The organism is Enterobacter sp. HSTU-ASh6, from assembly GCF_026319105.1.
Taxonomy (GTDB): domain Bacteria; phylum Pseudomonadota; class Gammaproteobacteria; order Enterobacterales; family Enterobacteriaceae; genus Enterobacter; species Enterobacter sichuanensis.
Window position 1 is genome coordinate 12,527 of the sequence record NZ_WSPD01000004.1, and the last position, 11,622, is coordinate 24,148.

General features: G+C 54.8%; 9 protein-coding genes. 7 read left to right on the forward strand and 2 right to left on the reverse strand.

Going from position 1 to position 11,622, the window contains the following annotated elements; all coding sequences use genetic code 11:
* Window positions 1-49 precede the first annotated feature (49 nt).
* From yqgB to speB, 3 genes are all read left to right on the forward strand, one after another.
* Window positions 50-181 carry an acid stress response protein YqgB gene (yqgB, locus tag GM298_RS05700; protein WP_127312443.1) on the forward strand — a complete coding sequence of 44 codons (132 nt, stop codon included), beginning with the start codon at window positions 50-52 and terminating at the stop codon, window positions 179-181.
* 8 nt (window positions 182-189) lie between these two features.
* Entirely contained in the window at window positions 190-2,166 is a 1,977-nt protein-coding gene (gene speA / locus GM298_RS05705) for a biosynthetic arginine decarboxylase (RefSeq protein ID WP_025757724.1), read from the forward strand.
* 216 nt (window positions 2,167-2,382) lie between these two features.
* Window positions 2,383-3,303, forward strand: a complete 921-nt coding sequence (speB, locus tag GM298_RS05710) for an agmatinase (RefSeq protein ID WP_025757725.1) — start codon at window positions 2,383-2,385, stop codon at window positions 3,301-3,303.
* A gap of 51 nt (window positions 3,304-3,354) precedes the next feature.
* On the opposite strand, the gene GM298_RS05715 is transcribed toward speB, so the two are convergent.
* Both GM298_RS05715 and GM298_RS05720 read right to left on the reverse strand, forming a co-directional pair.
* The gene (locus tag GM298_RS05715) at window positions 3,355-4,623 is read right to left on the reverse strand and encodes an OprD family outer membrane porin (protein ID WP_266153778.1); all 1,269 of its coding nucleotides are present in this window, start codon (window positions 4,621-4,623) and stop codon (window positions 3,355-3,357) included.
* Window positions 4,624-4,832: 209 nt separating this feature from the next.
* Window positions 4,833-5,591 (reverse strand): M48 family metallopeptidase, encoded by a 759-nt coding sequence (locus tag GM298_RS05720; protein WP_025757728.1) that lies wholly within the window; start codon window positions 5,589-5,591, stop codon window positions 4,833-4,835.
* A gap of 272 nt (window positions 5,592-5,863) precedes the next feature.
* Between GM298_RS05720 and tkt the strand changes: the two genes are divergently transcribed.
* The 4 genes from tkt (at window position 5,864) to fbaA (ending at window position 11,601) form a co-directional block, all read left to right on the forward strand.
* Entirely contained in the window at window positions 5,864-7,855 is a 1,992-nt protein-coding gene (gene tkt, locus GM298_RS05725; RefSeq protein WP_025757729.1) for a transketolase, read from the forward strand.
* A 341-nt stretch (window positions 7,856-8,196) separates the two neighbouring features.
* Window positions 8,197-9,216 carry an erythrose-4-phosphate dehydrogenase gene (epd, locus tag GM298_RS05730; protein ID WP_025757731.1) on the forward strand — a complete coding sequence of 340 codons (1,020 nt, stop codon included), beginning with the start codon at window positions 8,197-8,199 and terminating at the stop codon, window positions 9,214-9,216.
* 49 nt (window positions 9,217-9,265) lie between these two features.
* Window positions 9,266-10,429, forward strand: a complete 1,164-nt coding sequence (gene pgk / locus GM298_RS05735; protein WP_023309116.1) for a phosphoglycerate kinase — start codon at window positions 9,266-9,268, stop codon at window positions 10,427-10,429.
* Between the two features lie 92 nt (window positions 10,430-10,521).
* Window positions 10,522-11,601, forward strand: a complete 1,080-nt coding sequence (gene fbaA, locus GM298_RS05740) for a class II fructose-bisphosphate aldolase (RefSeq protein WP_008499731.1) — start codon at window positions 10,522-10,524, stop codon at window positions 11,599-11,601.
* Window positions 11,602-11,622: the final 21 nt, after the last annotated feature.

The window sequence follows — 11,622 nt, forward strand, 5'->3', positions numbered from 1 at the left end:
TTTCGCCGAACCTTGTCATACAGAGTTCGGATACGTGTTTTACAATGATATGAATAAGAAACCGGTCGCACGGTCTGGATTTCAGCATACTCTGCTGGGAAACGGAGCCGTTTATGGGTTGTTATCGCCGTATAACGCTGCGATAGTAGTCAACTGTTTTACACTTAATACAAAGAGTTGAGGTTCGCTATGTCTGACGACATGTCTTCTTTTTCGCCTTCGTCAGCGGGCGAACAGGGTGTACTACGTTCTATGCAGGAGGTTGCGATGAGCTCCCAGGAAGCCAGCAAGATGCTGCGCACTTACAATATTGCCTGGTGGGGCAATAACTACTACGACGTCAACGAACTGGGCCACATTAGCGTCTGCCCGGATCCCGACGTCCCTGAAGCGCGCGTGGATCTTGCCAAACTGGTAAAAGCCCGCGAAGCACAGGGCCAGCGTTTGCCTGCACTGTTCTGCTTCCCGCAGATCCTGCAACACCGTCTGCGTTCGATTAACGCCGCGTTCAAGCGTGCGCGTGAATCTTACGGCTATAAAGGCGACTACTTCCTGGTTTACCCGATCAAGGTGAACCAGCACCGCCGCGTGATTGAATCCCTGATCCACTCCGGTGAACCGCTGGGTCTGGAAGCGGGCTCCAAGGCAGAGCTGATGGCCGTGCTGGCGCATGCGGGCATGACCCGTTCGGTGATCGTCTGTAACGGTTATAAGGACCGTGAATATATTCGTCTGGCGCTGATTGGCGAGAAGATGGGCCACAAGGTCTATCTGGTTATCGAGAAGATGACCGAAATCGCGATCGTGCTGGAAGAGGCCGAGCGTCTGAACGTGGTGCCACGTCTTGGCGTGCGTGCGCGTCTGGCCTCCCAGGGGTCCGGTAAATGGCAGTCCTCCGGTGGCGAAAAATCCAAGTTCGGCCTGGCGGCCAACCAGGTGCTGCAGCTGGTAGAAATTCTCCGCGAGCGCGGTCGTCTGGACAGCATTCAGCTGCTGCACTTCCACCTCGGCTCGCAGATGGCCAACATTCGCGATATCGCCACCGGCGTGCGTGAATCAGCGCGTTTCTACGTTGAGCTGCATAAGCTTGGCGTCAATATTCAGTGCTTTGACGTGGGCGGCGGCCTGGGCGTGGACTATGAAGGTACCCGCTCGCAGTCCGACTGCTCTGTGAACTACGGCCTGAACGAATACGCCAACAATATTATCTGGGCGATTGGCGATGCCTGTGAAGAGCATGGCCTGCCGCACCCGACGGTGATCACCGAATCCGGACGTGCCGTTACGGCGCACCATACCGTGCTGGTCTCGAATATCATTGGCGTTGAGCGCAGCGAAACCACCGAAGCGACGCCGCCGGCAGAGGATGCTCCCCGTTCCCTGCAAAGCATGTGGGAAACCTGGCAGGAGATGCACGAGCCGGGCACGCGTCGTTCCCTGCGCGAGTGGCTGCACGACAGCCAGATGGATCTGCACGATATCCACGTCGGTTACTCTTCAGGCACCTTTAGCCTGCAGGAGCGCGCGTGGGCAGAGCAGCTCTATCTAAACATGTGCCACGAAGTGCAGAAGCAGCTCGATCCGAGCAACCGTGCGCACCGTCCGATTATCGACGAGCTGCAGGAACGTATGGCGGACAAGATTTACGTCAACTTCTCGCTGTTCCAGTCGATGCCGGATGCCTGGGGTATCGATCAGCTGTTCCCGGTTCTGCCGCTGGAAGGGCTGAATCATGCTCCGGAACGTCGTGCGGTGCTGCTGGATATTACCTGTGACTCTGACGGCGCTATCGACCACTACGTAGATGGCGACGGTATCGCCACGACGATGCCAATGCCGGAATACGACCCGGAGAACCCGCCAATGCTGGGCTTCTTTATGGTCGGGGCGTATCAGGAGATCCTCGGCAACATGCACAACCTGTTCGGTGATACCGAAGCGGTTGACGTGTTTGTCTTCCCTGACGGCAGCGTGGAAGTTGAGCTGTCCGACGAAGGGGACACCGTGGCGGACATGCTGGAATATGTGCAGCTGGATCCGAAAACGCTGCTGACCCAGTTCCGCGATCAGGTGAAAAACACCGGTCTGGACGATGCGCTGCAGCAGCAGTTCCTGGAAGAGTTTGAAGCGGGTCTGTACGGGTACACCTACCTGGAAGACGAGTAGTCGCTGATGCCCGGTGGCGCTGCGCTTACCGGGCCTGCGACTGCAGGCCGGATAAGGCGAAGCCGTCATCCGGCAGAGTGCTATACTCACTTGAACCCGTATGCATTACCGGCGATAATTCGCCCCAATTAGCGATTTACGAATCAATCCCTTCCTCGTCGGGTTTAACGACGCGGAGGGGATTTTTTTTACATAGACTTTGAATGAGGTCAGGACATGAGCACTTTAGGTCATCAGTACGATAACTCTCTGGTATCTAACGCGTTTGGTTTTTTACGCCTTCCGATGAACTTCCAGCCGTACGACAGCGACGCTGACTGGGTCATCACCGGTGTGCCGTTCGATATGGCCACTTCTGGTCGCGCGGGTGGTCGTCACGGCCCGGCAGCAATCCGTCAGGTTTCTACTAACCTGGCCTGGGAGCATAACCGCTTCCCGTGGAACTTCGACATGCGTGAGCGCCTGAACGTGGTGGACTGCGGTGACCTGGTGTACGCCTTCGGTGACGCGCGTGAGATGAGCGAAAAGCTGCAGGCCCATGCCGAGAAGCTGCTGGCTGCCGGTAAGCGCATGCTCTCCTTCGGCGGCGACCACTTCGTGACCCTGCCGCTGCTGCGCGCCCACGCGAAGCACTTCGGTAAAATGGCGCTGGTGCACTTCGATGCGCATACCGACACCTACGCGAACGGCTGCGAGTTCGACCACGGCACCATGTTCTTCACCGCGCCAAACGAAGGTCTGATCGACCCGAACCACTCCGTGCAGATAGGTATCCGTACCGAGTTCGACAAAGACAACGGCTTCACCGTGCTGGATGCTTGCCAGGTTAACGATCGCGGCGTGGATGACATCATCGCGCAGGTGAAACAGATTGTGGGTGATATGCCTGTCTATCTGACCTTCGACATCGACTGCCTGGATCCGGCATTTGCGCCGGGTACAGGTACGCCGGTGATCGGCGGCCTGACCTCAGACCGTGCCATTAAACTGGTGCGCGGCCTGAAGGATCTGAACATTGTCGGGATGGACGTGGTGGAAGTGGCCCCTGCCTATGACCAGTCCGAGATCACTGCGCTGGCCGCAGCGACTCTGGCGCTGGAAATGCTGTACATCCAGGCAGCGAAAAAAGGCGAATAAGCCAGTCCCTCGTGGCGTAAAAAAACCTCTCCGCGGAGAGGTTTTTTTTCATCAGAACACGTTAAACGGGTACTCCACGTAAGCGCGGATCTCGTCCCCACCGACGTTGTAATCGCTGGCGTTGCTGGAGACGCGCAGGACGGAGTAACGCAGTTTGAGTTTAAGATCCTTCGCCGGACCATCCTGCACCTGGTACTGGATCTGGTTAAACCACTCGTGCTCTTTGCCGTTGCTGGTTTCAGACGTTTTGATGTTGTCGCCACGCACGTAGGCGGTGGTCCAGCTCAGACCCGGCAGGCCGAGCCCCGCGAAATCCAGACCGTAAGAAGCCTGCCATGAACGCTCGTCTTCTCCGTTGAAATCAGACCAGTAGGAGTTCGCCAGCCAGATGGTGTTGCCACCGTCACCCACGCCGCCCTGGTCGCGGTAGCCACCGTAGTTGTAGCCAGTGCTGCCGCTGCTCTGCTGGTACGCCAGTTTAAACGTGTGAATATCCCAGATATAGCTTGCCGCCAGGCTCCAGATGGTGTTGCTGCGGCCCGTGTTGAGGCTGTCAGCGTAACGCTGATCCAGACGGGAGTTATACCCGTTGAAGTCGAGCACCAGCTGTTGTCCGGTGCTGAACGGCTGTTTGAAGTTCATGCCCAGATACTGCTTGTTCATCACCTCTTCATTATGCGAGGCGTACAGCGCGCCGCTGAACTGGTCGTTGAACTGGTAGCTCGCGCCGCCGAAGGAGAGGCTCTTGAGCCCGCTGTCGTGGCGATCGTCGCTTTTACGCTGCTCGTCGGTGAAGTAACCGGCGTTGATTTCCAGGCCGTCGATCTCTTTTGAGGTCAGCATGGTGCCGGTATAGCTTTCAAACAGCAGGCGGGAGCTGTCGGCATTAACGATGGGCAGCTCAGGGCGCTGATTACCGTAGCTCAGTACGGTGTTTGAAAAGCGCATTTTTGCGGTTGCACCAAACTTTGCCAGATCGGATTTCGCCCGGCCGTCGTCTTCCTGTTTAAAGAAGTCGATGCCGCCCGCGCCGCTCTTGCCGCGACCACCGTCCAGACGCACGCCGTATTGCGCGATGCCATCGACCCCAAAGCCCACCACGCCTTCGGTATAGCCTGATTCAAAGGTCGCGATGATGCCCTGGCCCCATTCGGCTTTATCCTGCTGGCCCTGATGGTAATCACGGCTGATATACGCATTACGAAAAAACAGGTTCAAATGGCTGTCGTTAATAAAACCCTGGCTGTCGGATTGCTGGCTTGCAGCGGCGGGTAATGCGGTAAATAAGCTTAAAGCAACTAATGATAATTCTTTTTTCACGGAGGGAACGTCTCTGTATGGATATATTAATTTGAATGACTACGGACGTGATAATTACCGGAAAGGTTACCGTTTGCAATAATTATGTGACCAAAGATTTCAATGGGCAAGGCTGATTTAGCGGGGCTTCCGGGGGCGTTACCGATACGTGCGGTTAAGTTAACAATTCATGCGAAATAAAAAGGAGGCAAATTTGCCTCCTTCCAAAATTATTTAATTCCGTCTGCAGCCATACGGTCGCGAATATGCTGTGCGCGTTCTTCTGAGGCCGGATGATCGTCAAACATGGAGCTTTGGCGTCCCGCTTCCAGTTTGGCCAGTTTTTCAAAGCTGGTGGCTAAACCGGAAGGATTAATCCCGCGTTTGCGCAACAGATCGTAGGAGTAGTCATCCGCTTCGGACTCCTGGCGCTGTGAGAACTGGGAGTTAACCAGTTTTTCACCGACATCGCCCAGCTGTGACTGTGACAGGCTGCCAACGATACCGCCCGCTGAGGCCGCCGCTGCGCGAATGGCATTGGTGCCCAGGGCAACCTGCATCCCTTTCTTCACGTGGCCGAGCGCAACGTGGCCCATCTCATGGCCGATGACCGCTTCGACTTCATTGTCATTCATCATGTCCATCAGCCCGCTATAGACGCGGATACAGCCGTTCGCCATGGCGAACGCGTTCACGTCTTTCGCCATGTAAACCTTATAATTCACCGGCTGGCCGTTGATGTTATCGCCCAGCGCGGAAGCAATCTTATTCAGACGCTGCGTGTAGGTACTGTTAGCCGGCGCAAGGGTGGCTTTTCCGTCCATATCTTTACAGGCCTGGTCACTCAGCGCTTTAACCTGCGCATCGCTCAGGGAATAGGCCTGAAAGGCTTCTGCGCCTGACGTCATCAGACCGTTAGAATCCATATTCTGACAGCCGCTCAGCAGGAGCGTTGTACCCAGGGCCAGCACTATTGCACGCATTTTCATGAGGTTGTTTCCGTACTCGTTAATCTGAATAAAATCTGAAAAGTGCACCGGCAGCGAAGCCGGACTCGGGCTAAGTATAAGGAATATCGACGAGGCCGGGCGAGCAGATTGCGCAACATGCGAGCATGATCCAGAGATTTCTTAAGCTGCAAAAGAATGGTCCATGTACATGGCATGCCGCTTGGGTTACATTGTTGGCACTTTTTTCCGGCGTAGCCCAAAACGCGCTGTCGTCAAGGGCATGGCCTTTAACAGTCCGATCTGGAGTTAAAATGTCCTCACGTAAAGAGCTTGCTAATGCTATTCGTGCGCTGAGCATGGACGCAGTACAGAAAGCCAAATCCGGCCACCCAGGGGCCCCTATGGGTATGGCTGATATCGCCGAAGTCCTGTGGCGTGATTTCCTGAACCACAACCCGCAGAACCCGTCTTGGGCTGACCGCGACCGTTTCGTACTGTCTAACGGCCACGGCTCTATGCTGATTTATAGCCTGCTGCATCTCACAGGCTACGATCTGCCTATCGAAGAGCTGAAAAACTTCCGTCAGCTGCACTCCAAAACACCAGGCCACCCGGAAGTGGGTTACACCGCTGGCGTAGAAACCACCACCGGCCCACTGGGTCAGGGTATTGCTAACGCAGTGGGTATGGCGATTGCTGAGAAAACCCTGGCGGCGCAGTTCAACCGTCCTGGTCATGACATCGTTGACCACTTCACCTATGCGTTCATGGGTGACGGCTGCATGATGGAAGGCATTTCTCACGAAGTGTGCTCTCTGGCAGGTACCCTGAAGCTGGGCAAACTGGTTGCGTTCTATGACGACAACGGCATCTCCATCGACGGTCACGTTGAAGGCTGGTTCACTGATGACACCGCTAAACGTTTCGAAGCCTACGGCTGGCACGTGGTGCGTGGCGTTGATGGCCACGATGCTGACTCGATTAAACGTGCGGTAGAAGAAGCGCGCGCTGTCACTGACAAACCATCCCTGCTGATGTGCAAAACCATCATCGGCTTTGGTTCACCGAACAAAGCGGGTACTCACGACTCCCACGGTGCGCCACTGGGCGACGCGGAAATCGCGCTGACCCGTGAAGCGCTGGGCTGGAAACACCCTGCATTCGAAATCCCTTCTGACATTTATGCGCAGTGGGATGCAAAAGAAGCAGGTCAGGCCAAAGAAGCGGCATGGAACGAGAAGTTTGCTGCGTACGCGAAAGCCTTCCCGCAGGAAGCAGCTGAATTCACCCGTCGTATGAAAGGTGACATGCCGTCTGACTTCGACGCGAAAGCGAACGAGTTCATTGCTAAACTGCAGGCGAACCCATCCAAAATCGCCAGCCGTAAAGCGTCTCAGAACGCGATCGAAGCGTTCGGTCCTCTGCTTCCGGAATTCCTTGGCGGCTCCGCTGACCTGGCTCCGTCTAACCTGACCCTGTGGTCTGGCTCTAAGCCAATCAACGAAGATACTGCCGGTAACTACATCCATTACGGTGTACGTGAATTCGGTATGACGGCGATCGCGAACGGTATCGCGCTGCACGGTGGTTTCCTGCCGTACACCTCTACCTTCCTGATGTTCGTGGAATATGCGCGTAACGCCGTGCGTATGGCTGCGCTGATGAAACAGCGTCAGGTGATGGTCTATACCCACGACTCCATCGGTCTGGGCGAAGATGGTCCAACTCACCAGCCGGTAGAGCAGGTGGCTTCCCTGCGTGTGACCCCGAACATGAGCACATGGCGTCCATGTGACCAGGTTGAGTCCGCTGTGGCGTGGAAATACGGTGTTGAGCGTCAGGACGGCCCAACCGCGCTGATCCTCTCCCGTCAGAACCTGGCTCAGCAGGATCGTACGCCAGAGCAGCTGGCGAACATCGCGCGCGGTGGTTATGTGCTGAAAGATTGCGCAGGCCAGCCTGAGCTGATCTTCATCGCAACCGGTTCTGAAGTGGAACTGGCTGTCGCCGCCTGGGACAAACTGACTGCCGAAGGCGTGAAAGCGCGCGTGGTATCCATGCCGTCTACCGATGCGTTCGACAAACAGGATGCTGCTTACCGTGAATCCGTTCTGCCTAAAGCGGTAACCGCGCGTGTGGCTGTGGAAGCGGGTATCGCTGACTACTGGTTCAAATATGTGGGCCTGAACGGCGCCATCGTCGGTATGACCACTTTCGGTGAATCTGCTCCGGCAGAACAGCTGTTCGAAGAGTTCGGCTTCACCGTTGAGAACGTTGTCGCTAAGGCGAAAGAACTGCTGTAATTGTTTGTACGGTGCGGGCTGATGCCCTCACCCCAGCCCTCTCCCACTGGGAGAGGGTGCAAACACTAAAAACGGTAACCTCTCGGTTACCGTTTTGCTTTTACCTCGCCGTAAATTATTCCACCTAAAATGTGACGCAAGTCATATAGCTTGCTTATTCATCTGGACAGACATTCCTTTTATTCCTCGTTTCGCTTATTCTTGCTGAAGCGTTTCAGTCGATTAAATGTTCGACAATTGACCAATCAATCGCAGTTTGTGACAGCAAGGATTCCCCTTCGGGCGTAGCTGGATTACTCTTTCAGCCACCTCAAACCCAGGGAGTGCTTTGCAGGAGATCTATGACCGTACGCGTAGCGATTAATGGCTTCGGTCGCATCGGGCGTAATGTGGTTCGTGCTCTGTATGAATCCGGACGTCGGGCGGAAATAACCGTGGTGGCAATCAATGAACTGGCGGATGCTACGGGCATGGCGCATTTATTGAAATATGACACCAGCCACGGACGCTTTGCCTGGGATGTACGCCAGGACAGAGATCAGCTCTATGTGGGTGACGACGCTATTCGTGTGCTGCATGAGAGCAGCATTTCCGGGCTACCCTGGCGCGAACTGGGTGTGGATGTGGTGCTTGACTGTACCGGTGTGTACGGCAACCGCGAACATGGCGAAGCGCATCTCGCGGCAGGTGCGAAAAAAGTCCTGTTCTCCCATCCCGGCAGTAACGACCTCGACGCGACCGTCGTGTTTGGCGTCAACCAGCATGAGCTGCAAGCTGAACACCGCATTGTCTCCAACGCCTCCTGTACCACTAACTGCATTATTCCGGTCATCAAACTGTTAGACGATGCGTATGGCATTGAATCCGGTACCGTGACCACGATTCACTCCGCCATGCACGATCAACAGGTGATTGACGCTTACCACCCGGATTTACGGCGCACGCGTGCAGCGAGCCAGTCAATCATTCCGGTGGATACCAAACTGGCGGCAGGGATCACCCGAATTTTTCCGCAGTTTAATGACCGCTTTGAGGCGATTGCCGTGCGTGTTCCGACGATCAACGTCACCGCCATCGACCTGAGCGTGACGGTGAAAAAACCGGTAAAAGCCTGTGAAGTCAACCAGTTGCTGCAAAAAGCGGCACAGGGGGCATTTCATGGTATAGTTGACTATACGGAATTACCGTTGGTCTCAGTGGATTTTAACCACGACCCGCACAGCGCCATCGTCGATGGTACTCAAACGCGCGTCAGTGGCGCACACCTTATCAAGACGCTGGTCTGGTGTGATAACGAATGGGGCTTTGCTAACCGAATGCTCGACACCACGTTAGCAATGGCCGCTCAAGGTTTCAGGTAAGACGCATCGTGCGTCTGCAAAACTTTAAGAATCAACGAGAGGATTCACCATGTCTGTAATTAAGATGACCGATCTGGATCTGGCTGGTAAACGCGTTTTCATCCGTGCTGATCTGAACGTACCGGTTAAAGATGGCAAAGTGACCAGTGACGCGCGTATCCGTGCATCACTGCCAACCATCGAACTGGCTCTGAAGCAGGGCGCGAAAGTGATGGTTACCTCCCACCTGGGTCGTCCAACCGAAGGCGAGTACAACGAAGAGTTCTCTCTGCTGCCAGTTGTTAATTACCTGAAAGACAAACTGTCCAACCCGGTTCGCCTGGTAAAAGATTACCTGGACGGCGTTGAAGTTGCTGCCGGTGAACTGGTGGTTCTGGAAAACGTTCGCTTCAACAAAGGCGAGAAGAAAGACGACGAAACCCTGTCCAAAAAATACGCTGCACTGTGCGACGTATTCGTGATGGATGCTTTCGGTACGGCTCACCGTGCGCAGGCGTCTACCCACGGTATCGGTAAATTTGCAGACGTTGCGTGTGCCGGTCCTCTGCTGGCTGACGAACTGGAAGCACTGGGTAAAGCACTGAAAGAACCCGCTCGCCCAATGGTGGCTATCGTGGGTGGTTCTAAAGTGTCTACCAAACTGACCGTTCTGGATTCCCTGTCTAAAATCGCTGACCAGCTGATCGTTGGCGGTGGTATCGCGAACACCTTCGTTGCCGCTCAGGGCCACAACGTCGGTAAATCCCTGTATGAAGCAGACCTGGTTGACGAAGCTAAACGCCTGCTGGGCACCTGCGATATCCCGGTTCCAACGGATGTTCGCGTCGCAACCGAGTTCTCTGAAACTGCGACAGCGACCCTGAAATCTGTAAACGACATCAAAGATGAAGAGCAGATTCTGGACCTGGGCGACGTTTCTGCACAGAAACTGGCTGAAATCCTGAAGAACGCAAAAACTATCCTGTGGAACGGTCCTGTTGGCGTGTTCGAATTCCCGAACTTCCGTAAAGGTACTGAAATCGTTGCTAACGCTATCGCAGACAGCGAAGCGTTCTCTATCGCAGGCGGCGGTGACACTCTGGCAGCAATCGACCTGTTCGGTATCGCTGACAAGATCTCCTACATCTCCACTGGTGGCGGTGCATTCCTCGAATTCGTGGAAGGTAAAGTACTGCCAGCAGTAGCAATGCTCGAAGAGCGCGCTAAGAAGTAAGCCATTCAGGGGCAGGGAAACCTGCCCAATTTTCAGCGCGCTTTTAAGAGCTCGCACCTTTTCTAACGGCCGAAGATACAGGACTAAGCAACATGTCTAAAATTTTTGATTTCGTAAAACCTGGCGTGATCACTGGTGATGACGTACAGAAAGTGTTCCAGGTAGCTAAAGAAAACAACTTCGCTCTGCCAGCAGTTAACTGCGTGGGTACCGACTCCATCAACGCCGTACTGGAAACCGCTGCAAAAGTTAAAGCGCCGGTTATCGTTCAGTTCTCTAACGGCGGTGCTGCGTTTATCGCGGGTAAAGGCGTGAAAACTGACATTCCTCAGGGTGCTGCTATCCTGGGCGCGATCTCTGGTGCGCACCACGTACACCAGATGGCTGAACACTACGGTGTTCCTGTTATCCTGCACACTGACCACTGCGCGAAGAAACTGCTGCCGTGGATCGACGGTCTGCTGGACGCAGGTGAAAAACACTTCGCGGCAACCGGTAAGCCACTGTTCTCTTCTCACATGATCGACCTGTCTGAAGAGTCCCTGCACGAAAACATCGAAATCTGCTCTAAATACCTGGCGCGCATGGCCAAAATGGACATGACCCTGGAAATCGAACTGGGTTGCACCGGTGGTGAAGAAGACGGCGTGGACAACAGCCACATGGACGCTTCTGCCCTGTACACTCAGCCAGAAGACGTTGATTACGCTTACACCGAGCTGAGCAAAATCAGCCCACGCTTCACCATTGCAGCGTCCTTCGGTAACGTACACGGCGTTTACAAACCAGGTAACGTGGTTCTGACCCCGACCATTCTGCGTGACTCTCAGGAATACGTGTCCAAGAAACACAACCTGCCGCACAACAGCCTGAACTTCGTCTTCCACGGCGGTTCCGGTTCTTCTGCTCAGGAAATCAAAGACTCCGTAAGCTACGGCGTAGTGAAAATGAACATCGATACCGACACCCAGTGGGCAACCTGGGACGGTATTCTGCAGTACTACAAAGCGAACGAAGCTTACCTGCAGGGCCAGCTGGGCAACCCGAAAGGCGAAGACCAGCCGAACAAGAAATACTACGATCCACGCGTATGGCTGCGCGCAGCGCAGACGTCCATGGTGACCCGTCTGGAGCAGGCTTTCAAAGAACTGAACGCGATCGACGTTCTGTAATCAGAGCTGCTAACAGCATCA

Bases quoted from the DNA above. Each gene is read 5' to 3' on its own strand.
- GM298_RS05720 (WP_025757728.1), bottom strand. From the start codon at position 5,591: ATGAAAATGCGTGCAATAGTGCTGGCCCTGGGTACAACGCTCCTGCTG.
- speB (WP_025757725.1), top strand. From the start codon at position 2,383: ATGAGCACTTTAGGTCATCAGTACGATAACTCTCTGGTATCTAACGCG.
- pgk (WP_023309116.1), top strand. From the start codon at position 9,266: ATGTCTGTAATTAAGATGACCGATCTGGATCTGGCTGGTAAACGCGTT.
- speA (WP_025757724.1), top strand. From the start codon at position 190: ATGTCTGACGACATGTCTTCTTTTTCGCCTTCGTCAGCGGGCGAACAG.
- epd (WP_025757731.1), top strand. From the start codon at position 8,197: ATGACCGTACGCGTAGCGATTAATGGCTTCGGTCGCATCGGGCGTAAT.
- tkt (WP_025757729.1), top strand. From the start codon at position 5,864: ATGTCCTCACGTAAAGAGCTTGCTAATGCTATTCGTGCGCTGAGCATG.
- yqgB (WP_127312443.1), top strand. From the start codon at position 50: ATGAATAAGAAACCGGTCGCACGGTCTGGATTTCAGCATACTCTGCTG.
- fbaA (WP_008499731.1), top strand. From the start codon at position 10,522: ATGTCTAAAATTTTTGATTTCGTAAAACCTGGCGTGATCACTGGTGAT.